This window comes from Kribbella soli (assembly GCF_004331345.1).
Lineage (GTDB): Bacteria > Actinomycetota > Actinomycetes > Propionibacteriales > Kribbellaceae > Kribbella > Kribbella soli.
This window is the reverse complement of record NZ_SJJZ01000003.1, coordinates 1,219,134-1,245,302: the sequence shown is the minus strand read 5'-3', so window position 1 is coordinate 1,245,302 and position 26,169 is coordinate 1,219,134. Positions and strand designations below refer to the sequence as shown.

The window sequence follows — 26,169 nt, the reverse complement described above, 5'->3', positions numbered from 1 at the left end:
GCAAAGGCCACGATGCTCCGCATCGAGACCTTCGCCCCCGCACGCCGAGGCACCGCACCGAGCACCTCCTCGCTACGGCGCTGGACCATCAGCCCCACCCTGAGCGCCGTCATGTTCGTCGCGTTCGCGGGCCTCGGCGCCGCGCTGAAGGTCGTCGACATCGCGTCGAAGTGGGTCGCGATCGCCGCATTCGTGTTCTGTCGGTTGCGTTGGGTAGTGTTCTCGCCGGTTGCGATAGCCAAGCAGCCGGCAGATGCAGGACCAGCCACAACCGCGGCCGGACGGGCCGTGGCAGTGCGGGGAGCCTTCTTGCGCAGTCGGGCACGGCCGTGAACCGCGAACCTCAACCCGCAAGGGTTGAAATCCCTCGCTTTCGGGCGACGGGAGGACGTCAACAAGACGTTCGAGTACAACTCGGCGTGAAGATGCGGGACCTGGCGGCGCGGCTCTCCACGGCCGCGCCGACCGGGTCCGCCGCGAAGAAATCCGCCCTGCTCTCCTCTGCGCTGTGGCTGGTCTGGCCGTTGATCCTGTTCATCCCGATGTGTGCGGCGCCGCTGCTGGTGCATCCGGGGAAGCCCGAGCAGTCGTACGTCGCTCTCGCGCAACTGCTCCTGCCGACCGGACTGATCGGGCTGGTGCTGGCCGGGTTCTTCTCGCACACGATGGCGATGGTGGCGTCCGATGCGAACGCGATCTCGTCGGTGATCACGCGGGACCTGGCGCCGGTGCTGGTGCCGCGCGTCCGGCAGCTGACCGACGCGGCGGCGTTGAAGATGGCGCGGATCGTCACGTTCACGTTCGTCACGGTGAGCATGCTGATCGCGATCGCCACGAACGGTGAGGGCGTCGTACTGAAGATCGTCGTCGACCTGGTCGCCGCGACGATGGGACCGATCGCGATCCTGCTGATGCTCGGGCTGCTGCCGTGGTTCCGGCGCAGCGGGCCGCGGGCGGCGCTGGCGTCGTGGGCGATCGGCCTGATCGTCTGGGCGATCGTCAAGTGGGGCGTGGGTTCAACCGACACCACCCTGGTCGTGGCGTTGCCGTTGGCAACTTCCTTGGTGGTGTACGTCGGACTCGGCCTGCTGGCGCCGGAGAACCGCGCGGACGTCGACGACCTGGTCGACTCGCTGAACACCGACCCCGACGAGGTCACCACCCGCCAGTCGGCGGCCCTGGCCTGAATCTGAAACACTGTCCCACGTCACGGAACCGTCCACTCTAGGAGAAGGCCCCTATGCCGAACATCACCGTCGAACTCCTCTCCGGCCGCACCCTCGACCAGCGTCGCGAGTTCGTCGCCGCTGTCACCGACTCCGCGATCGCCATCCTCGGCGCCAAGCGCGAAGCCGTCCGCATCGTCTTCACCGAGATCGAGAAGACGGACGTGGCCAACGGCGGAACCCTCGCCTCGGACGTCTGATCCACCACCGCGCCCGCCCCACCCCGCCCCGCCCCGCCCCGCGCGTCTTTGGGCACCCACCAACCGTTTTCGCGCCCCCGGAATGGTTGGTGGGTGCTCAAGGTCGGCGATTCGGGCGGGGTGGGTGCCGGATCGTGGAATTGAGGGTGGGGTCCTGGGGTGGGCCGTTAGGGTGATCGGCATGCGAGTTGGTGTGTTCGGTGCTACGGGTCAGGTCGGCGGCGTGATGCGGGAGTTGCTGGTTGAGCGCAACTTCCCGGTGGACGAGGTGCGGTTCTTCGCCTCGGCCCGGTCGGCGGGGAAGAAGCTGGCGTTCGGGGACCGGGAGGTTGTCGTCGAGGACTCGGCGACGGCGGACTTCTCCGGGCTCGAGCTCGCCTTGTTCTCCAACGGGAAGACGGCGTCGAAGGAGCTCGCCCCGAAGGTCGCGGCGGCCGGTGCCGTCGTCGTCGACAACTCGTCCGGCTGGCGGATGGACCCGGACGTGCCGTTGGTGGTGTCCGAGGTGAATCCAGAGGACCTCGACACGATCCCGAAGGGCATCGTCGCCAACCCGAACTGCACGACCATGGCCGCGATGCCGGTGCTGGCCCCGCTGCACCGGGAAGCCGGTCTGACCCGCCTCGTCGTCTCGACCTACCAGGCTGTCTCCGGCTCCGGCGGCGTCGGCGTGAGCGAGCTCGAGGACCAGGCCCGCTCGTTGGCCGAGGTGGGTGGAAAGCTCGCCCGCGGCGCCGACGGCATCACCCTCCCCGAGCCCAAGGTGTACGCCGGGCCGATCGCCTTCAACGTGCTCCCGCTGGCCGGCTCGATCGTTGCCGACGGCACCGGTGAGACCGACGAGGAGCAGAAGCTCCGCAACGAGAGCCGGAAGATCCTGCACCTCCCGGACCTGCCGGTCGCCGGCACCTGCGTCCGGGTCCCGGTCTTCACCGGCCACTCGCTCAGCATCCACGCCGAGTTCGCCGAGCCGATCACCCCGGAGCGCGCCACCGAGATCCTCGGCGCCGCACCGGGCGTCACCGTCACGGACCTCCCGACCCCGCTGCTCGCGGCCGGCCAGGACCCGTCGTACGTCGGTCGCATCCGCCAGGACCAGTCCGTCCCAGGCAACCGCGGACTCATCCTGTTCGTCTCGAACGACAACCTCCGCAAGGGCGCCGCCCTGAACGCCGTCCAGATCGCGGAGCTCCTCGCCCAACGCTGATCTGCGTACCGAAGAACGGGTAGTCCTCACTCCAACGCGCCCACCTCGCGCGGCGGCTCGCTGCAGTCGCGCCGCCGGGGCCGACCACTACCCGTTCTTCGGTACCTCAGCAGCGGTAGAAGTCCTTGGTGTACACGCCGTTGACTGCGGTCAGGGTGTGGTCGTAGCAGCCGTGGCCGATGGCGCGGAAGCGGACGGTTTGGGTTCCGGTTGCGTGCCGCTGGTCTCGCGGTACGCCGTAGATCCAGGACGCGCGGCCGTCGTACGTCTCGGTGCTGGTCCTGGCCGGTGTGCGGATCGTGTCGTGGATCTTCAGGTCCGTGACGACGTCGTACCCGCCGGGGACCGTTGCGTTGGGCAAGAAGGTGAGTACGCCGTTCTTGCCGTAGTCGAGGTCGGTGCGCTCGACGCGGCCGTTGCTGATCGTCGTCGCGGTATCGCGCCAGTTCGCGTCCAGCGCGTCGCGGGACTCACCAGCGTCCCAGGTGTGCTTCGAGACATTGCTCAGCGTGCGTTGGACGCTCGTACGGACGCGGCCGGCCGAGGTGTCGACGTACCCGCTGATCGTGAGGTTGCGAGACGCGTTCGTGGTGACGGAGCCGGCCTCGTTCGGTGCTCCGGTCACGTCGTCGGTCTTCGCCAGCGGGCTGACGGCGTACGACGTGAGGCCGCCGGTCGTCTGCGCGCGGTGGGCGTCGGTCCACACGTGCAGGTTCGGGACCGTGAACCACCCGGATTGGCCGGCTGGTACGCCGTCGACGTGGACGCGGAACTCATGCGGCTTGCCGTCGGTGAGCAGTCCGGCGAACGGCGTGAGGTCGTAGGTCAAGGGCCTGATGTCGAACGCGCGCGGTGCGGGGGACGGGCGCCACGAGTACGGGTTCGACCAGCCGCCCGTGTAGATGTACGGGTACGGCAGCGCGATCCCGGCGAGTTTGCCGTCGATGCTGACGTCGACCTCGCGGTACGGCGATCCGTCCGGGCACGAGTACCCGGTCTCGGCCGGCGCGGACGTGTCCCAGAACTCCTCGCAGCCGCCGCCGGATCCGGTGACGTACACCTCGCCGAGGAGACGGGTCGTGTTGCGGGGCAGGGTCGCCGTACCGATCAGGTCGGAGTCCTGGCGCGTCTGGTTCTGCAGGGGGAGTACGTCGTCAGCGGTCCGGGCAGCCGGGGTGTGGCGATCGGTCGTGTAGAAGTCGAGCGTGACGGTGATGTCGAGGACACCGGTATACGTGTCGTCGACGACGTTGCCGAGCTCCATCACGACGGGTTGCGACGTCCGCAGGAGCGGGCTGTACGACGTGACGTCCTTCTCGACGTCCCACGCGATACCGTCCGCGCTCGGCTCCGGGGTCGACGTACGGAAGACGCCGACGCCGCCGATCGTGATGTGCCCGAGGCGGTCGTACTGGACGCCCTTCACCTCGCCGTGCATCCGCAGCACGACCTTGGACCACGGACCTGCACAGGCGGCCGGCGGCGTGTAGGTCGCCTGGTACGGGTCGAAGTTGCGGAACTGGTTCCGGACGATCTGCACCTCGCAGTGCCTGGTGTCCGGTACGGCGACCTTCGGCGCGGGGGTCCGCGGGTCGTCGTAGTCCGACCCGAACTCCGCCGGCGGGGTCACCGCGTGGGCCGGAGCGCCGAGGGCGAGGAGTAGAACGGATAGTGAGACGAGAGCCACCGACCGTATGCGCATGTTGCGGAAACGTAATGGAGAAGGTGCAGGTGGGCAAGCGAGTGCCATGGTCAGGCACGGTGCCCAGCGATTACCCTCCAGTCACTTGACCCCCTACGGAGGCCAGTTATGAAGCCTGTCGCCGATTCCGGCCAGCTCGCGCTTCTCAGCAACCGCAAGGACACCATGGCCCAGATGTTCCTGGACCGGGTGGCGGCGACGCCTGAGCGGGAGGCCTTCCGGTTCCCGCGCGGGGAGCAATGGAAGTCGGTGACCTGGAGGGAGACCGAGGCGCTGACCCGCCGGCGCGCCGCCGGCCTGATCGCCCTCGGTGTGGAGCCGGAGCAGCGGGTCGCCGTCGCGTCCAGCACCCGGATCGAGTGGATCGAGTGCTACGTGGCCGCCGTACTGGCCGCCGCCGCGACCACCACGATCTACCCGTCGACGATCTCGTCCGACGTGGCGTTCATCGTGGCCGATGCGGACGTCCAGGTGGTGTTCGCCGAGGACGCGGAGCAGGTGGACAAGCTCCGCCAGCACCGCACCGAGACGCCGTCACTGCGCAAGGTCGTCTTGCTCGACGGGACGCCGGAGGAGAGCGATGGCGACTGGGTGATCGGGCTCGGCGAGCTCGACATCCTCGGCGACGTGTACCTGGCCGAGCATCCGTCGATTGTCGACGATCGGATTGCAGGCATTAAGCCGGGCGACCTGTGCACGTTGATCTACACGTCCGGTACGACGGGACGCCCGAAGGGGGTCCGGCTGCCGCACTCGGTGTGGACGTACGAGGGCGCCGCGGTCGAGGGGATGCGGGTGCTCTCTCCGGACGACCTGCAGTTCCTGTGGCTGCCGTTGTCGCACGTGTTCGGCCAGGTGCTGCTCGCCGTACAGTTCCAGCTCGGGTTCGCGACCGCGGTCGACGGACGGATCGACAAGATTGTCGACAATGCGGCTGTCGTCCAGCCGACCTTCATGGCGGCGGCGCCGCGGATCTTCGAGAAGGCGCACGGGCGGATCGTGACGATGATCCAGTCCGAGGGCGGGGCGAAGGCCAAGCTGTTCGACTGGGCGTTCGGCGTGGGTGCCAAGGTCTCGGCCCTGCGGCAGGCCGGCAAGGAGCCGGGCGGGTTGCTGGGCGCGCAGTACGCGGCGGCCGACAAGCTCGTGCTGTCGAAGATCCGGGCGCGCTTCGGCGGACGGATCCGGTTCTTCGTGTCCGGGTCGGCCGCGCTCGACAAGTCGCTGGCGGAGTGGTTCCACGCTGCTGGGCTGCTGATCCTCGAGGGGTACGGGTTGTCGGAGACGTCGGCGGGATCGACGCTGAACCGGCCGACGCAGTACCGGCTGGGGAGCGTCGGGCCGGCGTTCCCCGGGACCCAGTTCAAGATCGCCGAGGACGGGGAGATCCTGATCAAGGGCGACGGGGTGATGAGCGGGTACCACAACCAGCCCGAGCAGACCGCCGAGGTGCTCGGCGCCGACGGCTGGTTCCACACCGGCGACATCGGGCACTTCGAGGACGAGTACCTGTTCATCACGGACCGCAAGAAGGACCTGTTCAAGACCTCCGGCGGCAAGTACGTCGCGCCGCAGGTGATCGAGGGCCGCTTCAAGACGATCTGCCCGTATGCGAGCCAGTTCATCGTGCACGGCAACCTGCGCAACTTCGTCTCCGCGTTGGTCACCCTCGACCCGGACGCGATCGAGGGCTGGGCCGCCGCGAACGGCCTGGCCGGCAAGCCGTACGCCGAGATCGTCACGTCGGACGCCGCACACGCGATGGTCCAGGGGTACGTCGACGAACTCAACGCCGGCCTCAACCGCTGGGAGACCATCAAGAAGTTCACCGTCCTCGACCGCGACCTCACCGTCGAGTCGGGCGAGATGACCCCGAGCCTCAAACTCAAACGCAAACACGTGGAAGCCCAGTACGCCGACGTACTCGACAAGATGTACGAGTAGGTCAGCGGGAGTTCGTGCGGACGTCCGCAAACGTTGTCTGGTCGAGCCGGACCGTCACGATCGCGACGCGCAGCGACGGGGTGAGGATGCTCCAGAGCGCGTCGCTGATCGTCGACCAGGCGTCCGGAACGGCGACCGTCGCGGGTCGGCCGTTGGTGATGATGTCGGACGCGGTGCCGGCGTACGTCGTCGTGGTGAGGGCTGTGCCCGGTGGGATGCGGGCCACGTAGAGCGACGGGTGCTCGGTGAGCTCGGGCGCACCGTCGTACGCGCGGGCGGAGCCGATCACGACCTCCGTCAGGTCTGTGCCGGTGACCGTGGCGCTTGCGGTGATGCGCGGGGTGCGGATCGGTGGGTCGGGTTCGTAGGTCAGGTGTCGCAGGGCGAGCTGGAGATCGGGTAGCTGCTCGCGGGCGGCGGTCAGTTCACCGACCTGGGTGCCGTTGCCGACGATGACCCAGTCGTCTCCGCGGGTCGCCGCCGTGTAGTGGCGCAGGTCGTCGACCGGGCCGCCGGAGGTGTCGCGGACAACGATCTCGCGGTCGTGGACGACGAGTTCGCGGGCCTGGGACGCGGGGGAGCGGCCGGTCAGCCAGTAAGTGAAGAACGGGACGCCGTCCACGTCACGGCCGATGGCGAGGCCGCGGCCCGGGTACTCGACCGATTCGATGAGGCTCATCGGGCCAGGAACCTGCGGATCGCCTCGACGTACTCGCCGGGCTGTTCCTCGTCGATGGAGTGCGCCGAGCGGTCGAAGATCTCGAGCGTCGCCCGCGGCAACCGGGTCGCGAGGTCGCGGGGCATGTCGAAGCCGACGTGGCGGTCCCAGAGGCCGGCGAGGATCAGGACGGGTACGTCGAGGTCGGCGAGATCGTCGGCGAGCTCCACGCGTTCGTTGCCGACCAGCGCCATCGCCATCTCCGGGTTGGACCCGGGCGCGTTCTCGTCGTCGGACGGGATGTTCGCGGGGTCGTGGTAGAAGAACCGGGCCGCGTTAGCGCTCCCCGCGATCGCCCCGAGCGCGGCGACCGTACGCTCGATCGGATCCGTGACGCCGTCGAGCTGTGCGCGGAGCGCCGTCCGCTCGTCAGGCGTGAGGAACGGGTCGACGGCACCCGGCCGCATCGTCCACAGTCCCGGGTGCAGCGGATCGGTGATCGGTGGCGCCTGCAGGATCAGCCCGTCCACATGGTTGCTGTGAGCAACGGCGTACTCCGCGGCCAGCAAGCACCCGAAGGACACGCCCCACGGCACGATCCGCTCGACGCCCAGCGCCGTACGCAACTCCTCGAGATCCGCGACCAGACGCTCCATCATGTACGTCGACGCATCGTCCGGACGCGCCGAACGCCCGCACCCGCGCTGGTCGTAGAACACCACCGGCGCCAGCTTCGCGACCTCGTCCCCTACGGACCGCTCGATCGAGTACGAACTCTCCCCAGGCCCACCGTGCACCAGGACCAACGGCACCCCACCGTCCCCCGCCCCAGCCACCCGCACCCAATGCTCAACCCCACCAGCAACAACCGTCCGCACCCCATCGCTCAACATGGCGGCGAGCATACGCGTGCGTGGTTCCGCCGGCGGACTGTGGCGGGAGGCGTCGGTGGTGGTAGGCGCGGGGTCTGTGAACCACCGATGGAGGCTGAGCACAGGCAATAGCTTGTTCACTGACCCCGGCGGTTGGGCTCACACCCGATGGCCTGCTTCAGGCGGTGGGGGTCAGGGCGGCGTGTTTGCCGGTGGTGAGGGATTGGCCTTGGTCGATCATTTGTTCGGCGATGCGGTCCACGGCGTGCGAGAAAGCCTCGGAGTTCTCCGGGTCCCAGTCGGTCAGGCGGTGCAGCATCCAGATGCGGAACGCGCCGACGAAGCGCTGGAACATCTCCAGGCCGAGGGTGGTGAAGCGGTAGTGGCCGAGGGTTTCGGACAGGTAGCCGTCGGCAACCAGTTGGGTGGCGAGCGGTTCGAAGGCGCCGGGTGGGACGCGGAGGTCGCCGGTGATCTCGGCCAGGGTGGCGGAGCCGGACTCGGCGCCGCCGCGGAAGACGCGCATGATCATCCAGGCCTGTGCGGCGCTCAGCGGAATGCCCGACTCGGCGAGTACTTCGGGTGCCGGGTTGCGCTTGTGATGCTGTACGACGAGGGCGGCCAGCTTCTGCAGTTCGTGTTCGGAGTCGAACGACGCCGGTGCCCCGAAGTTCTCGCCCACATCCGAGGCGGCCATCCGCGCGGTGTCGCGGAGCGGGACCTCCTTCAGTAGTAGGGCGGTCAGGAAGCCCAGTCCGGCGACCGGAACCGCCCAGAGAAACACGACATGGAGCGAGTCGGCGTACGCCGCGGTGATGACAGGGCGCGCCGCGTCGGGAAGGGACCGGACGCCTTCAACCGTTGTCGCGACGCGGGGATCGACCTGCGCCGTCTGGGCCGCGACGCCGAGCTTCTCCGGCAACTGATGTGCGTAGATCGAGCCGAAGACCGCGACGCCGAAGGAGCTGCCCATCGTCCGCAGGAAGCTCACGCCGGAGGTCGCGACGCCGAGGTCCGAGTAGTCGACCGTACTCTGCACGACCACGGTCGGTACCGGCATGCAGAGCCCCACGCCCAGTCCCAGGACGACCATGAACCCGGCGGTCTCGACGTACGACGTCTGGTTGTCGAGGAGCGACAGCAGAAAGAGGCCGGCGCCGATCAGGATCGTCCCGAGGATCGGGAACAGCCGGTAGCGGCCGGTCTTGCTGATGGTCTGGCCGACCAGCACCGAGGCCACCAGGAGTCCGCCCATCAACGGCAGCATCTGAAGCCCGGACTCGGTCGCAGACGCGCCGTGGACGAACTGCAGGTACGTCGGCAGATACGTGATCCCGCCCAGCATCGCGAACCCGATGATGAAACTCATCAACGCACACACCGTGAACACGCTGGACCGGAACAACCGCAACGGCAGCAGGGGTTCCGCGGCCCGTTGTTCCACCAGCACGAACAGGACGAGCGCGAGCACCGACCCGGCCGCCATCGCGATGATGACCGTGGACGTCCAGGCGTACTCGTTGCCGCCCCACGTGGTCACCAGCGTCAGCCCGGTCGCGGCGAGCCCGATGAACAGGATGCCGAGATAGTCGATCTTCGGCCCGACCGGCGCCTTCACCGACGGCAGTGCCACGGATGCGACGGCCAGGACGATGATCCCGAGTGGCAGGTTGACGTAGAACGCCCAGCGCCAGCTCAGGTGGTCGACGAACAGTCCACCGAGCAGCGGCCCGGCGACGGTCGCCACCCCGAAGACCGAGCCCATCAGGCCCTGGTACTTCCCGCGCTCGCTCAGCGGTACGACGTCCGCGATCACCGCCATCGCGGTGACCATCAGCCCGCCTGCGCCGAGACCCTGGATCGCGCGGGAGCCGACCAGCCACAGCATCGAGTCGGCCATCCCGCAGAGCGCGGAGCCGCCGAGGAACAGGACGACGCTGATCAGGAACATCGGCTTGCGCCCGTACAGGTCGCCGAACTTCCCGATCAGCGCGGTCATGATCGTCTCGGCGAGCAGGTACGACGTGACCACCCAGGACAGATGGTTGGCGCCGCCGAGGTCGCTGACGATGGTCGGCAGCGCGGTCGCGACGATCGTCTGATCGAGGGCCGCGAGCAACATTCCGAGCATGATCGCCACCACGACCGCGTTCCGGGTGGCACGTCCGACAGGCTGAGCCTCGGTCTCCATGAGCCGAATGTAATCGGATGGGCACACTCCGCCACGACAGAACCGCGGCGATCCCGTGAAGAAATCCTCGGCGTACCGACGGACGGGTAGTGGTCGGGTTGTCGAGGCGGCGGCGAGCGCTGCGAGCGTTGGGTCGGGCTGCGTGTGGCCGACCACTACCCGTTGGTCCGTACGATGGGGGCGTGCCGTCGACATTGCCTGAGGGGGAGGTTGCGCCCAGGGATGGGGCGTTGCCGGATGCTGCTGTCCGGGAGGCTGCCGGGCGGCCGTTGGGGTTCTACCTGCACGTGCCGTTCTGTGCGTCGCGGTGCGGGTACTGCGACTTCAACACCTACACCGCCAAGGAGTTGGGCGGCGGCGGTTCGCAGGCGTCGTACGCCGAGACCGCAGTTGACGAGGTCCGGATGGCACGGCGGGTGCTGGGGGATCTGGACCGTCCGGTCGACACGGTGTTCTTCGGGGGCGGTACGCCGACCCTGCTGCCGGCCGCCGATCTGGGGAAGATGCTGGCCGCGGTGCGGGACGAGTTCGGTCTCGCGCCTGGTGCGGAGGTGACGACCGAGGCGAATCCGGAGTCGGTGGACCCGGCGTACCTCGAGGCATTGCTGGAGGTGGGATTCACCCGGGTGAGTTTCGGGATGCAGAGCGCGTCGTCGCACGTACTGCGGATTCTCGACCGGCAGCACACGCCGGGACGCGCGTTGCAGGCCGTCAAGGAAGCGACCGCGGCCGGGTTCGAGCATGTGAACCTGGACCTCATCTACGGGACGCCGGGGGAGTCGCTCGACGACTGGCGGGCGTCGCTCGAGTCGGCGTTGTCGGCGCAGCCGGACCATGTCAGCGCGTATGCGTTGATCATCGAGGACGGCACGCAGCTCGCGCGGCGGATCCGGCGCGGTGAGCTGCCGATGCCGGACGACGACGACCTGGCCGACAAGTACGTGCTGGCCGACGAGCTGCTGTCGGCCGAGGGGCTGCGGTGGTACGAGGTGTCCAACTGGGCCCGCAGTACGGCGGCGCGCTGCCGGCACAACGAGCTGTACTGGCGTGGCGACACCTGGTGGGGGATCGGGCCGGGCGCGCACAGCCATGTCGGCGGGGTGCGCTGGTGGAACGTCAAGCATCCGAGCGCGTACGCCGAGCGCATCAACGCCGGCGAGAGCCCGGCGCACGCGCGGGAGACCCTCGATGAGGAGACCCGGCGCGTCGAGCGGGTGCTGCTCGAGGTCAGGTTGTCGGCAGGTCTGCCGCTGGACGTGCTCGACGAGCCCGGTCGCGCCGCACTGGACCAGGTGATGGCCGACGGGCTGGTCGTGGTGTCCGGCGACCGGCTCGTGCTGACCGACCGCGGGCGGTTGCTGGCCGATGCGGTGGTCCGGGACCTGCTCCCGTGAAGTGATCACAACTGATCACAGTCACCTGTTGACGACTGTTATGAGCAGACGGCAGTCTTGGCGGTAAGCGTTTACTACCGTTCGAGGAGTCGCGATGCCGCCCTTCATCCGTCGACGGCTGTTGCTTCAGGCCGGGCTCGCCGCCGGCGCGCTCAGCACGCTCGGGTTACCCACCCGTGCGTTCGCCGAGGACGAGTACGACGTACTCCGCTCACGCTGGGCCGAGCTCAACACCGGCGGGGCGATCGACACGGCCGATCCGGCGTACGCCGATGCACTCGCCAACCTGAGCACGCAGGCGCAGCAGTACGCCGACACGATGATCACGGCGGCCGACCGGACGGCGCTCTGGCCGGATCTGCCGCTCAGTTCGACGAGTGGGAACTTCTCGATCAGCTATACGCGCCTGAAGACGATCGCGCTCGCACGCGCGACCACAGGCACTGCGCAGACCGGCGAACTGTTGAGCGGCGCCCTCGACTTCCTCAACGCGAACGCCTACAACGAGACGCTCAAAGAGACCGGGAACTGGTGGTTCTGGGAGATCGGTGCGCCGCGGGCCCTCCTCGACACCTGCGTCCTCGCGTACGACGTCCTGTCCGCTGAGCAGATCACCAAGTACCTGACGGCCGTCGACCGGTTCGTCCCGGACCCGAACCGGCGTACCAACTCGCCCACGCTCCGCGAGACCGGCGCCAACCGCGTCGACAAGGCGCTGATCGTCGCGCTCCGCGGCATCGTCGGAAAGTCGGCCGACAAGCTGGCCGCCGCCCGCGACGCCCTCAGCGACGTCGCCGAGGCCGGCAAGAACAGCGTCTTCACCTATGTCACGAGCGGCGACGGCTTCTACCGCGACGGCTCGTTCGTCCAGCACGGCAACCTCGCGTACGTCGGAACGTACGGCAACGTCGCGCTCGGCGGGGTCGCGAACCTGATCGCCCTGCTCGGCGGCTCCACCTGGGAGATCGCCGACCCGAACCGCGCCGTACTCCTGGACGCGGTCGACGCGAGCTTCGCGCCCTTCGTCGTCGACGGTCTGATGATGGACGGCGTCTCCGGCCGCGCGATCTCCCGCGAGCGGGCCGGCGACCATCGCAACGGCCACGGCACCACGTCGACCGTCCTGCTCCTCGCGAGCGGCGTCGCTGAGCCGTATGCCTCGCGCTACAAGGCGCTGGCCAAGGGCTGGATCACCCGCGACCGCCTCAACGACTACCTCCCGGGCGCGTCGATCCCGGAGATCTCCCGGGCGAAGGCGCTGCTCGACGACAGCGGCGCCGTCCCGGCACCGGCTGTCCCGCGGCACTTCCAGTTCTACAACCAGGACCGCGTCGTGCACCGCCGCCCGGGCTGGACGTTCGCGATCGCGATGTCGTCGAAGCGGATGGCGCGCTACGAGTGGGGCAACGGCGAGAACCTCCGCGGCTGGTACGTCGGCGACGGCATGACGTACCTCTACAACCGCGACCAGTCCCAGTTCAACGACGCGTACTGGCCGACGGTCGACGCGCAACGCATGCCTGGTACGACGGTCAGTACGCAACCCCGCCAGCCGGGCGGCTCCGGGAGCGGCACCGGCACAGTCGCGGCGTACGCCGATTGGGTCGGTGGAGCGTCGTACAAGAACATCGCCGGTGCGGTCGGCATGCACCTGATCAACCACGACAAGTCCTTGCAGGCAAGGAAGTCCTGGTTCTGCCTCCGCGAGTCGATCGTTGCCCTCGGCGCCGGAATCACCGGCACCGACGGGTTTCCGGTCGAGACGATTGTCGACAATCGGAATCTCCACGAGGACGGGACGGCCGCGCTGCTGCTCGACGGCAGCGCAGCAACAGACCGGACCTACGACGACCCGCAGTGGGCGCACCTGGAGGGCGTCGCCGGCTACGTGTTCCCCAGTGGAGGGCAACTCAGGATCCAGCGCGAGGACCGCACCGGATCGTGGTCCGAGATCAACATCGGCAACGACACGGCGGGCTCGACGACGCCGTACACCCGCCGCTACGCCAAGCTCATCCTGGAACACGGGACCGAGACCGGGGACTACGCGTACGTCGTGTTGCCCAACGCGACCAGCCGGCAGACGGCCGAGCGCGCGGCCGATCCGGGGATGACCGTGCTTGTCAACAATCCGAATGTCCAAGCGATCCGGTCCCACCGGGAGAACCTGCTCCTGGTCAACTTCTGGACAGCCGGTTCCGTGTCCGAGGTGACCGACGGGCGGCGATCGGTGGCCAGTGACGGGCCCGCGTCCGTGGTGATCGGCAGCGAAGGCCGGACGACGACTGTCGCCGTGTCCGATCCGAGCCGGACCGCGCAAACCGTCCGGCTGACGATCGACCGTCAGGTCGGCGGCGTGATCGCCAAGGATCCGGCCGTCACGGTAGTTGCTACCGGCAAACAGCTGGTGCTGGACGTCGCCGTCGGTGGCACGAAGGGCGCCACCCACACCGTGTCCTTCAACTGAGTTTCCGCAAGCAACCGGGGTCGGCAAGCCGCGCCGGCCGGGTCGCCGGGTGCTGGCAAGTTCAACCAGGAGGTTGTTCGATGATGCCGCACGCCCGCCCGCAACAGTTCGCGGGGCAGCTCACCAGGCGACGTGTCCTTCAAGTAGCCGGAGCCGGTCTCGCGCTGGCCGCCGTACCAGCGGTGGCGAGAGCGCAGACCACGTACACCTTCACCATCCCCGCGTTGCCGTCGGCGCGCACGACCGAGCTCGACCGCACGCAGAACTCGCTGAGCGCCAGCGAGCTCCGCTCCACCGGCTTCTATCTGCCCGCGGACACCGCCCTCAATGTGGTCGTCCACGCCGGGAGTCTGGCGCCGACGCTCGTGATCGGCGCACCCGACGCCGACGCGCGCAAGGAGTTCAAGTCGCCGCGCGACTACCCGCTCCAGGTCGGCCGCAACACCGTCACCGACGCCGGCGGTGGCGTCGTCTACCTCAAGCTGATCGGCGAGACCGGCCAGGCGAAGGTCACGATCGGCGAGGAGGCGCAGCCGATGCCGTACTTCGTCCTCGGCCGCACCGGCGAGGCCGACTTCCAGCGCCGGCTCGACGAGCGCACGACGCCGTACGTCGAACTTCTGAGCCCGCACGCGATGATCACCGTCGAGCGTGCCTCGGCCCTGACGTATCGGACCGAGAACCACACCGACCTGCTGTCCACGTACGAGGACATCATCCGGATCGAGGACGCCACCAGCGGGTACGACGGATCCGCGCCGGAGCACGCCCGTCTGGCGCACCGTTACCACTTCGTCGGGTACCCGTCCGCGATCACCGGCGTCGGGGCGTACGCGACCCACGGCCACATGTCGTTCCCGCCGCCGATCCAGGATCGGATGCTGACGGTCGCGGCTCTGCGGACGCGCGGCTGGGGCATCTACCACGAGCTCGGCCACCAGCATCAGCAGATCACCTACAAGCCGAGTTCGCTGACCGAGGTGACGGTCAACATCTACTCGCTCGCGGTGAACGCGGTCTTCGCCACGAAGTACGGTCAGCAGCCGAGGCTGCACGCACCGGACGCGAAGACCGGGCTCACCCCGTGGCAGAGCGCTCCCGGCAAGCTGCGGACGCCGGGCGTGAACTACGGCACGACGTTCGACCCGTACGAGAAGCTGGTGATGTTCGAGCAGCTCCGGCTGGCGTTCGGCGACAGCTTCTGGCCGAACCTGCACAAGCTCGTCCGGGTCGAGCGCCCGTACGCGAGCGACTACACCGACGAGGTACTGCGGCTGCGCAACCTCGTCGTTCTCTCCAGCCGCACCGCCGGCCACGACCTGAGCGACTTCTTCCGCGCCTGGGGTGTTCCCGTCGACGCTGAGGCGACTGCTCAGATCACCGCCCTGCACCTGACCCCGCCGCCCGTCGACCCGTCAACAATCCGACAGTAGCCAAAAGGACGAAGGCACCCACCGGGTCGAGGTGGGTGCCTTCGTCGTACCGGGGGAGCGCCCGTCCTTGGCGAGCTCCGGGCTCAGTCCTTCAGGAAGAGCTCGATCACGCAGCCGTCGACCTCCGGTGCACGGTTCGGCAGCTTCAACGTCAGAGTGTTGTCAGGGAGCCCGGTCAGGTACGTGTGCCCGGGCGCCGCCGGATCGACGTCCATCCGCTTGATCTCGGACGCGTCGTGCAGGAACTGCGCGTACTCGACCCGATCGCCGAGCCCCGGCAGGTGGAGGTGACCCATCGGCCACGCGAACACGTGCAGGTAGAGCCGCCGGCCGTTCTGCGTGTAGCGGCAGTCCGCCGGCGGAACGTACGTGCTCGGCCCGCAGTCGCGGATCGAGCGCTCGTGCAACCGCATCCAGGAACCGATCCCGGACAGTACGTCGAGGGCGCCCGGCTCCCACGCGCCGCGGCCGTTCGGGCCGACGTTGAGCAGCATGTTGCCGCCCTTCGAGACCGCGTCGACCAGCATCCGGATCAGCAACGCCGGCGACTTCCAGTCGTGGTTGTCGCGGTGGTACCCCCAGCTGCCGTTGAGAGTGTGGCAGGCCTCCCACGGCAGCTGTGTACCGTTGCCAGCGGCAACCTCGTTCCCCGGCGGCTGGACCTGCTCCGGCGTGGTGAAGTCACCCGAACCGAGCCCGAGCCGGTTGTTCACCAGGATCCCGGGCTGCAGTTCGCGAACCATCGCCAGCAGTTCTGCGGACCGCCACTCGTCCGGACCCTTGGCATTGAACCCGCGGTCGGCGTACGAGAAGTCGAACCACATCACGTCGATCTTGCCGTACCCGGTGAGCAGTTCACGGACCTGCCCGTGCAGGTAGTCGGCGTACTTCGAGACGTCGCGGTCCGCCGTACGGTCGATGAAGTCGACGTCCTTGCGCTGCGGGTGGTACAGGTCGACCGGGAACTCCGGGTGGTGCCAGTCGAGCAGCGAGTGGTACAGCCCGATCTTGAACCCGCGCTCGCGGAACGCGTCGACCATCGGCGCGAGCAGATCCTTGCCCCACGGCGTGTTCGGCGCCGAATAGTCGGTGAGCTTGGAGTCCCACAGGCAGAACCCGTCGTGGTGCTTGGTGGTGATCACCAGGTAGCGCATGCCCGCGTTCCAGGCGTCGTCAGCCCAGCGCACCGGGTCGTACAGGTCCGGTGAGAAGTGGTCGAAGTACGGCTGGTAGTCGGCGTCGGTGAGCTGTTCGTACGACTTCACCCACTCGTGCCGCGCCGCGGCCGCGTAGATGCCCCAGTGCACGAACAGCCCGAACCTTGCCTCGGTCAACCAACTCATCGCGGGCTCGCACCGCCGAGGGCCGACTCGAACTCGCCGCGGATCTTGTCGCCGCCGTCCTTGGCCCACTTCTTGAGCGCGGTGTCGAACGCGCTGATCGGCTTCCGCCCGGCGATCACGTCGTTGCGGACGTCGGTCAGCGCCTGCCCGATGTCACCGCCGGACTTGTCGTTGGTCGGCGAGATCAGCGATGCGGTCGGGTCCTTGACGACCATGCCGATCAGCTTGGTCAGGTCCTCGTGCGCGCGCTCGACGTACGTCGGGAACTGTGCGTTGTAGAGCGCCTGCGGCGGGGCGGTGATGTACTTCCACGGCACCGTCAGCTCGGCCTCGCCCTTGCTGGTCAGCGTCGGATTGCCCTTCGCGTCGCGGGTGAAGTCGACGCCTTCGACGCCGTACGTGAGCAGCAGGTTCTCGGTGCTGCCGAACGGTGCGGCGAAGAAGTTCGCCACCGCGAGCAGTTCCTTGGCGCGCGTCTCGTCGGCCTTCTTCATCAGCGTGTAGGCGAACAGGATGTTGTCCGACCAGGTGTTCGCCTTGCCGCCCTTGGGCGCCATCGGGACGACCGCCCGCGGGTCGTTCTTCGGGTCCAGCCGGGACATGTCCTTGACGTAGCCGGAGTACGCCGGGAACCCATCGTACACGAGCGCGCCCTTGCCGGACCGGAACGCGTTCTTCCGGGCGGTGCCGTCGATTCCGTCGGAACCCGGCACCGTGACCCCGGCCTTGACCAGCTGGACGGCGAACTCGAGCGCCGCCTTGTACTCCGGCGTCTCGAAGCTGCGGACCAGCTTGCCGCCGTCCTCCTTCCAGCCGTTCGGTACGCCGAACATCTGCTGGACCATCGTGAAGAACGTGTTGCCCTTCGAGTTCACGATCGCCCACTGACCCTGCTGCGGCTTGGTCAGCTCCTTGCACGCGGCCAGGAAGTCCTCGGCGGTGGCCGGGTACTCGACGCCGGCCGCGTCGAAGAGCCGCTTGTTGTAGAAGCCCGCGCCGCCGGTGATGCTGCGCGGGATCGGCAGCCCGTAGATCTTGTCCTGCACCACGCACGCCTGCCAGATCACCTGCGGGATGTTGGCCAGGTTCGGGTAGTCCTTGACCTTGTCACCGGACAGGTACGGCGTCAGGTCCGTGCACTTTGCCGACAAAAAGGCCGGTAGATTGTTGACAAGAGTGGAATCCGACAACAGGACCAGGTCCGGCAGTTCGTTGGCGGCCAGCACGGTCTGGAACTTCGTCGCCCAGTCGCTGTCCGGGACGATGGTCAGGTCGAGGGTGCCGCCGAGCTTCTGCTCGACCGCCTGCCAGGCCGCGTTCTTGTCCTTGGCCGGCGGCAGCGGGTCGAAGATGTCGGTCATCACACTCACCTTGCCGCCGGACAGCGGCGGCGTCTTCACGGTGGTGACGAGGTCCTTCGGATAGGTCAGGTAGCCGGGCGGTACGCCGTCCGCGGTGCCGGCCAGATCCGGCTTCGGTCCCTCGAAGGCGACGTACGTCGGGAGCGTCACGGTGGAGGCTCGCGCGGGGCCGGCCGTCGTACTGCCGTTGCTGCAGGCAACCAGCGTCGGCACGCCGGTGGCACTCATCACGGCGACACCTACGGCGCTGCGCAGGAAGTTCCGGCGACTGAGGGAAGGGGTGGTCACGATTGGTCTCCTAACCTTTGATGGCGCCGGTGAGTACGCCCTTGGTGAAGTAGCGCTGCAAGAACGGGTAGACGCAGAGGATGGGCACGAGCGCCACGACGACGACCGCCATCTGCACGGCCTGGATCGACGCCACCGCCTCGCCGGGGGACTCGGTGGCGCCGCCGACCGGTTGTCCCTGCAGGACGTAGAGGCGCAGGACGAGCGGCAACGGCCACTTGCCGGTGTCGCTGAGGTAGAGCAGTGCGTTGAAGAACGCGTTCCAGTGGCCGACGGCGTAGAACAGCGCGACGACGGCGAGGACCGCCTTCGACAGCGGCAGCACGATCCGGATCAGGATCGCGAGGTCGCCGGCGCCGTCGATCCGCGCGCTGTCGAGCAGCTCGGCCGGGATGTTCTGGAAGAAGTTGCGCAGTACCAGGAAGTTGAAGGCACTGACCAGGCCGGGGACGATCAGCGACGCGTACGAGTCGTAGAGCCCGAGCGCCTTGATCAGCAGGAAGTTCGGGATGATGCCGGCCCCGAACAACATTGTGAACAATACTGCTGTCAACACGAACCGCCCGCCGACGATCGGCCGACTGAGTCCGTAGGCGAGCGCGATCGTGACGACCAGGTTCAGCGCCGTACCGATGATCGTGATGCCCGCGCTGACCAGCAGCGCATGACTCACCACGCCACCGGCGAAGATCGTCCTGTACGCCGCCAGCGTCGGCTCGCTCGGGAACAACGGGATGATGCCGCCGCGCCTGGTGATCTCGGACTCGCCGGCCAGGCTGGTCGCGACGATGTTGACGAACGGGTAGAGCACGAGCAGGCAGACGATCGCGATCACCACACCCTTGATCGCCAGCCCGGCCTTGGTCGGCGCCTCCATCCACGGCGGCCGCTGCGAGGTCCTCATCTGCGAGGTCTTCATCGCGAATAGATCCCTTCGTGGCCGAAGCGGTGGGCGAGTTTGTTGGCGCCGAGGATCAGGACCAGTCCGATGACGCCCTTGACCAGGCCGACAGCGGCGGCCGGACCCCATTGGCCGTCGAGTACGCCGTGGAAGTAGACGTAGGTGTCGAGCACCTCGGCCGCGTCGGCGCCGACCGCGTCGCGTTGCAGCAGGATCTGCTCGAAGCCGACCGAGAGAATGCTGCCCAGGTTGAGGATCAGCAGCAGCAACGTGACCGGCACGATGCCCGGCAGCGTCACGTGCCACAGCCGCCGCCACCGGTCCGCACCGTCGATCGCGGCAGCCTCGTAGTGCTCGGTGTCGATGTTGAGCAGCGCGGCGAGGTAGATGATCGTGCCCCAGCCGGCGTCCTTCCAGATCAGCTGCAGCGTCACCAGCCAGGGGAAGAAGCCGGAGCTGGTCATCAGGTCGACGCGCGGCAGGCCGAGCTCGCCGAGGAGCTGCGGGAGCAGGCCGGTGCCGCCGATGAGTTGCTGGCTGATCGAGATCAGGATCACCCAGCCGATGAAGTGCGGCAGGTACACGACGCTCTGCACGAACCGCTTGATCTTCGGGCTGATGATGCTGTTCAGCAGCAGGGCGAGGCCGATCGGCGCGGGGAAGAACAGGACCAGCTGCAGTACGGCGAACTTCAGGGTGTTCAGCAGTGCGCGGTAGAAGTCCGGCTCGGCGAACACGCTGAAGTTGCCGAGGCCGACCCACGGACTGTCCTTGAAGCCGAGGTACGGCTGGTAGTCCTGGAAGACGATCACGTTCCCCAGCAGCGGCACGTAGTGGAACACCACGAAGAACAGGAAGCCGGGCAGGACCAGCAGCAGCATCACCCGGTCGCGGCGCAGCCGGGCGCCCAGGCTCGGTCCGGCCTGCGCCCGGCGTGCCGCCCGACGCGCGGCGCGGTCCCCGCTGTCCGGCGCGCGGCCGGAGGATCGGCTGACGCGATGCATGATGCGCCTCCTGATAGTAAGCGTTTGCTGTCCCGGGTGGCAGTAACGATGAAACGTTCACTGCCTTGCTGTCAAGCGCTTGGGGAAGATTGTCTTGACCTTCACCGGATCCAATGCCTACGGTTTCCAGTAACCGTTTACTAGGAGTGATCCGTGCCGAATCCTGAACCCGACCGGGGCAGCAGTCCGCGGTTGCGCACGCTCGTGGCGATGCCCGCGGACACCTGGTCGGAGGTACTCACCCCAGCAGTCCGCGACCGCCTGGCCGCCGTCGCCGAAGTCCTCGGCCTCCACGACGACGCTGCAGAAGGTGCTGCAGGCGGTGCTGGTGGCGCGGTGAGCGGCCGGGTCCGGGAGGGGGTGCCGCGGTTGGAGACGTCGTTTGCGGAGGTGGCCGAGGAGTTGGCCGCGGCCGAGGTGCTGCTGACGGGGTGGGGGTGCCCGCGGATCACCGCCGAGGTGCTCGACGCGGCGCCGAAGCTGCGCGCGATCGTGCACGCGGCCGGGACGATCAAGACATTCGTCGATCCGGTCGTCTTCGAGCGCGGTGTGGAGGTCTCGTCGGCGGCAGCGGCGAACGCGGTCCCGGTCGCCGAGTTCACGATCGCGGCGATCGTGCTCGCCGGGAAGCGGGCGTTCCGGCATCGCGACTGGTTCCGGACCTCGGGGGTGAAGCGGCCGTTGCCAGGGGCACCGATTCTCGGCACGCTCGGTACGACGGTCGGCGTGCTCGGAGCGTCGCGGATCGGGCGGCTGGTGCTGGAACGGCTGCGCGGCCTCGACGTCGACGTACTGGTGAACGATCCGTATCTGAGTCCGGCGGAGGCTGCGGAGTTCGGGGCGCGGTGGTGCGAGTTGCCGGAGCTGTTCGCGGCCAGCGATATCGTCAGCGTGCACGCCCCGTTGCTGCCGGAGACCGAGAGACTGGTGTCGGCGGAGTTGCTGGCCGCGATGCCGGACGGCGGGGTGCTGATCAACACCGCGCGGGGCGGACTGGTCGATCATGTGGCGCTCGAGCGCGAGTGTGTCTCCGGGCGCCTGGACGCGATCCTCGACGTCACGGACCCCGAGCCGCTGCCGTTCGATTCGCCGATGCTCCAACTCCCGAACGTCTTCATCACGCCCCACCTGGCCGGTGCCATGGGCAACGAGTCCACGAGACTCGGCGAGGCGGCAGTCGCCGAGATAGAACGCCTGGCCGCCGGCCGACCGCTGGCCCACGGGATAGCCCGCGACGACCTCGGCCGGATCGCATGACGCCCGAGTCACCGTCCAGCCGCTCACCGCACCGCGTGGGACCGGATCCGGCTGGACGCCCGCAGCCCCCAACCCGAGGGGATATCCCCTCCGGTTGTGGGTTCTCCCCTCGCATACCACCGGAGAACCCCCAACAGCAGGGGATATCCCCTCCAGTGGAGGCGGTGCGGGCGGCGCGGGTAACACAGGAGACTGGGGCGACTGGGGCAAAACGCGTGGCGGGGGCGGGGGGTGGGTCGGGGCGGGTGTGGTTGCCGGGGACGGATCGGTTGTTGTCTTCGCGGACTGGGTATGCGCGGGAGACGTGGCTGGCGGTGGCGGATCATCTGTTGGACTCGTTGGTGCCTTGGTTTTCGGTGAGTGGGGCGCAGGTGCGGTTGCCGGGGCGGGGGAGTTGGTCGGGGGCGGATTGTGACGGGCTGGAAGGGTTTGCGCGGTCGTTCCTGCTGGCTGCGTTCCGGATCGCTGCCACAGATGGGGATGATCGGCTCGTTGAGCGGTATGCGAGGGGGCTGGTGGCGGGTGCGGCGGGTGAGTGGCCGCGGTTGACGCCGTGTTCGCAGCAGATGGTGGAGGCGGCGGCGATCGCGGTCGGCCTGCACGAGTCGCGGGCGTGGCTGTGGGACAAGCTCGACGTACGTGAGCAGCAGGTGGTGGTCGACTGGCTGAGCGGGTTCGTCGGCTCACGGACGTGGGACAACAACTGGCGGCTGTTCCAGGTCGTCGGAGAGCAGTTCCTCGCATCGGTGGGAGCGCCGTACTCGCAGGACGACATCGATGCGGGCCTCGATCGGATCGAGGATTGGTACGTCGGCGACGGTTGGTACTCGGACGGTCCGGGGCAGAACTTCGATCACTACATCGGCTGGGCGATGCACCTGTACCCGGGTCTGTGGACGCGGATGGCGGGACCGTCCGCGGACGGTCGTCTCGCTGTCTACCGCGAACGTCTGCACCGGTTCCTCGAGGACGCCGTACACCTCACCGGTTCCGACGGCGCACCGATCCACTTCGGTCGTTCGCTCTGCTATCGCATGGCCAGCGCAGCGCCGTACTGGATGGGTGCGCTCCTTGATGCGACGCCGCTGACACCCGGCCAAACCCGCCGCCTGTGCTCCGGCACCTTGCGCCACTTCGTCGACCACGGCGTCCCCGACGACCGGGGACTCCTGTCGCTCGGCTGGCATCACCACTTCCTCCCCACCACGCAGCCGTACTCCGGACCCGCGTCGCCGTACTGGGCCTCCAAGGGGTTCCTCGGCCTCCTGCTGCCGGCCGACCACGACGTCTGGACCGCCCGCGAGTCCGCCCTGCCCCTCGACGAACACGACCAGGTACGGGCGATGCAGGCCCCCGGGTTCCTCATCCAGGCAACCAAACACGACGGCATCGTCCGCCTCCTGAACCACGGCAGCGACCACGGAGCCGAGGGTGACGCCCACTACAACCGCCTCGCCTACTCGAGCCGAACAGGCCCCGAGTTCACAGACGAACAGCTCGACAACCACATCACCCTCGACGGAACGGCAGGCGGCCACCGGACGCGGATCCACCGCATCGGTGTCGCAGAAGCATCAGCGGCCTCGTGGTGGCAAGCAGGTCCTGCACGGATCGAGGTGGCGAGTGTGGTGCACGGCCCGATCGAGGTGCGGTGCGTGCTCGTCAACGGCCCGGAGGGCGTGGTCCGGCATGGCGGCTATGCGGTGGCGGGCACCGACCTGCCCGAGGCCGACGTGAAGGCAACGTGGGCGCAGGCGACTCGCGTCGACAGGCTGACGTCGGTGGTGGTCGGGTTGCATGGGTACGAGCATGCCGCCGTACGACGAGGGCTCGGCACGAACGCGTTCGGTCCGCACTCGGCGACGCCGTACCTGGAGGCTCCGTACGACGGGAAAGGTCCGCTGGTGCTGGTGTCCGCGGTGGTACTGTCCGGCGACATGGTCTGGCCGCGGCAACTGGCCGAGAGCATCGACGTGACGGTGCATGGGCTGCACGTCACCGTCCGGTTCGCCGACGGTACGACGGCCGACGTACAGCTGGGTGAGGAGGTGGGTGATGGCGGCGGAACCACCCCGGTCGCGGGCGCGCCGGCGTGACCCCGAGTCCGCCCGGACCATCCGGGACGTGGCGGCCCGCGCGGGCGTCTCCACTGCGACCGTCTCCCGTGTTGTCAACGGCAACTATCCGGTCGCGGCCTCGACCCGCGCCGCGGTCGAACGCGCGATGCGGGATCTCGGGTACGTCGCGAACGCGCACGCCCGCGCTCTCGCGGGGTCCACCACCCGCGTGGTCGGCATCGTGGTCAGCGAGATCGTCGATCCGTTCTTCGCCTACATCGCCCGCGGCGTCCAGTCCGAGGCGCTCGCGTCCGGCCGCCTCTGCCTGGTCTGCTCGACCCAGGGCGGTGAGTCCGCCGAGCTGCGGTTCGTCGACCTCCTGCTCGAGCAGCGCGCCGATGCCGTGATCCTGGTCGGCGGCGCCGTCGAGGACAAGGAGTACTTCGCCGCGGTCGGGCAACGCGCCCGTCAGCTGGCGAACAACGGCTCGAGTCTCGTCCTCTGCGGACGGCCGGGGCTGGAGGACGGCGTACCGGCGTACGCCGTCGAGTACGACAACACCGGGGGCGCGGCGGCGATCACCGATCACCTGCTCAGCGCCGGCCACACCAAGATCCTGTATCTCGGCGGGCCGACGACCCTGTCCACGACGACCGCCAGGCTTCGGGGCTTCCGGCAGGCGTTCGCCGCGCGCAAGCTCGAGCACGACCCGAACCTCGTCCGGACCGGCGCGTTCGGCCGGCAGTGGGGGTACCAGCAGACGCTCCGGGCCCTCGACGACGGGCTCGACTTCACCGCGATCTTCGCCGCCAACGACATCGTCGCCGCAGGCGTGTACGCCGCCCTGCGCGAGCGCGGCCTGCGCATCCCGGACGATGTGTCGGTGGCCGGGTACGACGACGTACCGGTGGCGACCGAGCTGCAGCCGGCGTTGACGACCGTGCGGGTGCCGCTGGAGGAGCTCGGGCGGGCCGCCGTACGGGCCGGGCTTGCGGGTCAGCAGCCGAGTGCGGACCCGTTCGCGCATCAGCAGCCGATGACCACGCTCGGCACCGTCGTCGTGGTCCGCGACTCGGTCGGACCACCCGCGTCGCGCTGATCACTCACAGCGAACTCCCAGCACCGGGGCACTGGGTGATCGCGAAGATTCGCAGCGTGACCAGGGCTGACACTATGTCAGGACCTGTCTGGCCTCGTGTCTCAGTGTGACGACGGGATGCTTGACATATCCACTGTGGACGCTTGAGACTCAGCTCACTTTCGCGATCCGAGAGCGCTCTCAACCCCCGTCCGAGTTTCAGGGAGCTTCGCATGCGGCCCAGTGCCCGCTATCGCCCCGTAGCCGGCGTCCTGGCCTGCGCAGCGATCCTAACCGCCGCTGCCTGCGGCGGCGGTTCCGGTACCCCCGAGTCCGCCGGCGCCGAGTCCGACGGGCCGAAGGTCGAGCTGACCATCGCCACCTTCAACGAGTTCGGGTACGCCGACCTGTACGCCGAGTACGAGGCCGCGCACCCGAACATCACGATCGTGGAGCAGCACGCCAAGACCGTCGACGACCACGTCAAGAACCTGGACGCGAACCTCGCCCGCGGCACCGGCCTGCCCGACATCGAGGCGATGGAGGTCAGCTGGATCTACAAGTACCTGGCCAAGGACGACAAGTTCGTCGACCTGCGCAAGTACGGCGCGGACGACCTGCGGGACCGCTGGCTGGACTGGAAGGTGGCCGGCGCGACGACGCCGGACGGGAAGATCATCGGCTACGGCACCGACATCGGCCCGGAGGCGATCTGCTACCGCCGCGACCTGTTCGCGAAGGCCGGGCTGCCGACCGACCGGGCCAAGGTGGCCGAGCTGTTCCAGGACTGGCCGTCGTACTTCGCGGCCGGGCGGAAGTTCAAGGAGCGGGTCCCGGGTTCGGCCTGGTACGACTCCGCGGTGCTGACCTGGGAAGCGATGCGCAACCAGCTGATCCAGGCGTACTACTCGAACCAGGACCGCTTCCTCGGTGACGAGAACCCGCTGCTGAAGAGCACCTGGAACCAGGTGGTCGCGGGCAGCAAAGACGGCCTGTCCGCGCGGCTGCCCGCCTGGAGCGACGCCTGGAACGCGGCGTTCCGCAGCGACAAGTTCGCGACCATGGCCTGCCCGGGCTGGCTGCTCGGCGTGATCCAGGACAACGCTGGTGCCTACGGCAAGGGCAAGTGGGACGTCGCCGACGTGTTCCCCGGCGGCGGTGGCAACTGGGGCGGGTCGTACCTGACCGTGCCGGCGCAGTCGCCGCACCCCGAGGAGGCCGCCAAGCTGGCCGCCTGGCTGACGGCGCCGGAGCAGCAGGTGAAGGTGTTCAAGAAGATCGGCTCGTTCCCGTCCACACTCGACGCCTACAACGACCCGCAGGTGAAGTCGCAGGTCAACGCGTACTTCAACAACGCGCCCGTCGGGCAGATCTTCGTCAACCGGGCCCGGAACGTGATCCTCAAGCAGCACAAGGGTCCTCGCGACGGCGAGATCAATCAGATCTTCAGCGCCGCGCTGTCCCGCGTCGACGACGGCAAGCAGACACCGGACGCCGCGTGGAAGCAGGCCCTTGCCCAGGCGGAGAAGGTCGCCGACACCCGCGTCGGCAACTGAACATATCTGCCAACACGCCACGTCCGGCGG

The 26,169-nt window shown here is 68.3% G+C and carries 20 protein-coding genes; 12 read left to right on the top strand and 8 right to left on the bottom strand.

Annotated elements, in window-relative coordinates; translation table 11 throughout:
* Positions 1-12: 12 nt before the first annotated feature.
* The 4 genes from E0H45_RS28730 (at position 13) to E0H45_RS28715 (ending at position 2,633) form a co-directional block, all read left to right on the top strand.
* Entirely contained in the window at positions 13-333 is a 321-nt protein-coding gene (locus tag E0H45_RS28730; protein WP_131343023.1) for a hypothetical protein, read from the top strand.
* Positions 334-425: 92 nt separating this feature from the next.
* Positions 426-1,187, top strand: coding sequence for a sodium:solute symporter family transporter (locus tag E0H45_RS28725; protein WP_238155409.1), 762 nt, complete (start codon positions 426-428; stop codon positions 1,185-1,187).
* A gap of 53 nt (positions 1,188-1,240) precedes the next feature.
* A complete protein-coding gene (locus E0H45_RS28720) occupies positions 1,241-1,426 on the top strand; it encodes a tautomerase family protein (protein WP_131343021.1) in 186 nt (61 codons plus the stop codon).
* Positions 1,427-1,607: 181 nt separating this feature from the next.
* Positions 1,608-2,633, top strand: coding sequence for an aspartate-semialdehyde dehydrogenase (locus tag E0H45_RS28715; RefSeq protein ID WP_420323346.1), 1,026 nt, complete (start codon positions 1,608-1,610; stop codon positions 2,631-2,633).
* 106 nt (positions 2,634-2,739) lie between these two features.
* On the opposite strand, the gene E0H45_RS28710 is transcribed toward E0H45_RS28715, so the two are convergent.
* Positions 2,740-4,335, bottom strand: coding sequence for a peptide-N4-asparagine amidase (locus tag E0H45_RS28710; RefSeq protein ID WP_131343019.1), 1,596 nt, complete (start codon positions 4,333-4,335; stop codon positions 2,740-2,742).
* A gap of 108 nt (positions 4,336-4,443) precedes the next feature.
* On the opposite strand from E0H45_RS28710, the gene E0H45_RS28705 reads away from it, so the two are divergent.
* On the top strand, positions 4,444-6,279 hold the full coding sequence (locus E0H45_RS28705; protein WP_131343017.1) for an AMP-dependent synthetase/ligase: 1,836 nt from the start codon (positions 4,444-4,446) through the stop codon (positions 6,277-6,279).
* A 1-nt stretch (position 6,280) separates the two neighbouring features.
* Here E0H45_RS28705 and E0H45_RS28700 read toward each other — a convergent pair whose 3' ends face one another.
* The 3 genes from E0H45_RS28700 to E0H45_RS28690 all read right to left on the bottom strand — a co-directional run bounded on the left by E0H45_RS28700 (position 6,281) and on the right by E0H45_RS28690 (position 10,000).
* On the bottom strand, positions 6,281-6,958 hold the full coding sequence (locus tag E0H45_RS28700) for an IMP cyclohydrolase (RefSeq protein WP_131343015.1): 678 nt from the start codon (positions 6,956-6,958) through the stop codon (positions 6,281-6,283).
* Complete coding sequence (locus E0H45_RS28695) at positions 6,955-7,830, bottom strand: alpha/beta fold hydrolase (protein ID WP_165546619.1); 876 nt, start codon at positions 7,828-7,830, stop codon at positions 6,955-6,957. The genes E0H45_RS28700 and E0H45_RS28695 overlap by 4 nt, the downstream gene beginning before the upstream one ends.
* Positions 7,831-7,987: 157 nt before the next feature.
* A complete protein-coding gene (locus E0H45_RS28690; protein ID WP_131343011.1) occupies positions 7,988-10,000 on the bottom strand; it encodes an MDR family MFS transporter in 2,013 nt (670 codons plus the stop codon).
* A 182-nt stretch (positions 10,001-10,182) separates the two neighbouring features.
* On the opposite strand from E0H45_RS28690, the gene hemW reads away from it, so the two are divergent.
* From hemW to E0H45_RS28675, 3 genes are all read left to right on the top strand, one after another.
* Positions 10,183-11,394, top strand: a complete 1,212-nt coding sequence (gene hemW / locus E0H45_RS28685; RefSeq protein WP_131343009.1) for a radical SAM family heme chaperone HemW — start codon at positions 10,183-10,185, stop codon at positions 11,392-11,394.
* Positions 11,395-11,488: 94 nt separating this feature from the next.
* On the top strand, positions 11,489-13,861 hold the full coding sequence (locus E0H45_RS28680) for a polysaccharide lyase 8 family protein (RefSeq protein WP_131343007.1): 2,373 nt from the start codon (positions 11,489-11,491) through the stop codon (positions 13,859-13,861).
* A gap of 80 nt (positions 13,862-13,941) precedes the next feature.
* A complete protein-coding gene (locus E0H45_RS28675) occupies positions 13,942-15,294 on the top strand; it encodes a M60 family metallopeptidase (RefSeq protein ID WP_131343005.1) in 1,353 nt (450 codons plus the stop codon).
* Between the two features lie 83 nt (positions 15,295-15,377).
* Here the strand turns inward: E0H45_RS28675 and E0H45_RS28670 are convergent, their stop codons facing one another.
* The 4 genes from E0H45_RS28670 to E0H45_RS28655 are packed head-to-tail and all read right to left on the bottom strand — an operon-like array spanning position 15,378 to position 20,191.
* A complete protein-coding gene (locus tag E0H45_RS28670) occupies positions 15,378-16,637 on the bottom strand; it encodes an alpha-L-fucosidase (RefSeq protein WP_131343003.1) in 1,260 nt (419 codons plus the stop codon).
* On the bottom strand, positions 16,634-18,286 hold the full coding sequence (locus E0H45_RS28665; protein WP_131343001.1) for a type 2 periplasmic-binding domain-containing protein: 1,653 nt from the start codon (positions 18,284-18,286) through the stop codon (positions 16,634-16,636). The genes E0H45_RS28670 and E0H45_RS28665 overlap by 4 nt, the downstream gene beginning before the upstream one ends.
* A 10-nt stretch (positions 18,287-18,296) precedes the next feature.
* Positions 18,297-19,205: a carbohydrate ABC transporter permease gene (locus E0H45_RS28660; RefSeq protein ID WP_238155342.1), complete on the bottom strand. Its 909-nt coding sequence runs from the start codon at positions 19,203-19,205 to the stop codon at positions 18,297-18,299.
* A complete protein-coding gene (locus tag E0H45_RS28655; RefSeq protein ID WP_238155340.1) occupies positions 19,202-20,191 on the bottom strand; it encodes an ABC transporter permease in 990 nt (329 codons plus the stop codon). Before E0H45_RS28655 ends, E0H45_RS28660 begins: the two co-directional genes overlap by 4 nt.
* A 153-nt stretch (positions 20,192-20,344) precedes the next feature.
* On the opposite strand from E0H45_RS28655, the gene E0H45_RS28650 reads away from it, so the two are divergent.
* The 4 genes from E0H45_RS28650 (at position 20,345) to E0H45_RS28635 (ending at position 26,139) form a co-directional block, all read left to right on the top strand.
* Complete coding sequence (locus E0H45_RS28650; protein ID WP_238155339.1) at positions 20,345-21,448, top strand: hydroxyacid dehydrogenase; 1,104 nt, start codon at positions 20,345-20,347, stop codon at positions 21,446-21,448.
* 215 nt (positions 21,449-21,663) lie between these two features.
* Entirely contained in the window at positions 21,664-23,544 is a 1,881-nt protein-coding gene (locus E0H45_RS28645) for a DUF2264 domain-containing protein (protein ID WP_238155337.1), read from the top strand.
* A complete protein-coding gene (locus E0H45_RS28640) occupies positions 23,504-24,604 on the top strand; it encodes a LacI family DNA-binding transcriptional regulator (RefSeq protein ID WP_131342997.1) in 1,101 nt (366 codons plus the stop codon). Before E0H45_RS28645 ends, E0H45_RS28640 begins: the two co-directional genes overlap by 41 nt.
* Before the next feature lie 212 nt (positions 24,605-24,816).
* Entirely contained in the window at positions 24,817-26,139 is a 1,323-nt protein-coding gene (locus tag E0H45_RS28635) for an extracellular solute-binding protein (RefSeq protein WP_131342995.1), read from the top strand.
* Positions 26,140-26,169: the final 30 nt, after the last annotated feature.

Excerpts from the sequence above, each read along its gene's own strand:
- E0H45_RS28635 (WP_131342995.1), top strand. The coding sequence starts at position 24,817 with ATGCGGCCCAGTGCCCGCTATCGCCCCGTAGCCGGCGTCCTGGCCTGC.
- E0H45_RS28660 (WP_238155342.1), bottom strand. The coding sequence starts at position 19,205 with ATGAAGACCTCGCAGATGAGGACCTCGCAGCGGCCGCCGTGGATGGAG.
- E0H45_RS28720 (WP_131343021.1), top strand. The coding sequence starts at position 1,241 with ATGCCGAACATCACCGTCGAACTCCTCTCCGGCCGCACCCTCGACCAG.
- E0H45_RS28655 (WP_238155340.1), bottom strand. The coding sequence starts at position 20,191 with ATGCATCGCGTCAGCCGATCCTCCGGCCGCGCGCCGGACAGCGGGGAC.
- E0H45_RS28725 (WP_238155409.1), top strand. The coding sequence starts at position 426 with ATGCGGGACCTGGCGGCGCGGCTCTCCACGGCCGCGCCGACCGGGTCC.
- E0H45_RS28640 (WP_131342997.1), top strand. The coding sequence starts at position 23,504 with ATGGCGGCGGAACCACCCCGGTCGCGGGCGCGCCGGCGTGACCCCGAG.
- E0H45_RS28695 (WP_165546619.1), bottom strand. The coding sequence starts at position 7,830 with ATGTTGAGCGATGGGGTGCGGACGGTTGTTGCTGGTGGGGTTGAGCAT.
- E0H45_RS28675 (WP_131343005.1), top strand. The coding sequence starts at position 13,942 with ATGATGCCGCACGCCCGCCCGCAACAGTTCGCGGGGCAGCTCACCAGG.
- E0H45_RS28700 (WP_131343015.1), bottom strand. The coding sequence starts at position 6,958 with ATGAGCCTCATCGAATCGGTCGAGTACCCGGGCCGCGGCCTCGCCATC.
- E0H45_RS28710 (WP_131343019.1), bottom strand. The coding sequence starts at position 4,335 with ATGCGCATACGGTCGGTGGCTCTCGTCTCACTATCCGTTCTACTCCTC.
- E0H45_RS28670 (WP_131343003.1), bottom strand. The coding sequence starts at position 16,637 with ATGAGTTGGTTGACCGAGGCAAGGTTCGGGCTGTTCGTGCACTGGGGC.
- E0H45_RS28730 (WP_131343023.1), top strand. The coding sequence starts at position 13 with ATGCTCCGCATCGAGACCTTCGCCCCCGCACGCCGAGGCACCGCACCG.
- E0H45_RS28690 (WP_131343011.1), bottom strand. The coding sequence starts at position 10,000 with ATGGAGACCGAGGCTCAGCCTGTCGGACGTGCCACCCGGAACGCGGTC.
- E0H45_RS28715 (WP_420323346.1), top strand. The coding sequence starts at position 1,608 with ATGCGAGTTGGTGTGTTCGGTGCTACGGGTCAGGTCGGCGGCGTGATG.
- E0H45_RS28680 (WP_131343007.1), top strand. The coding sequence starts at position 11,489 with ATGCCGCCCTTCATCCGTCGACGGCTGTTGCTTCAGGCCGGGCTCGCC.
- E0H45_RS28705 (WP_131343017.1), top strand. The coding sequence starts at position 4,444 with ATGAAGCCTGTCGCCGATTCCGGCCAGCTCGCGCTTCTCAGCAACCGC.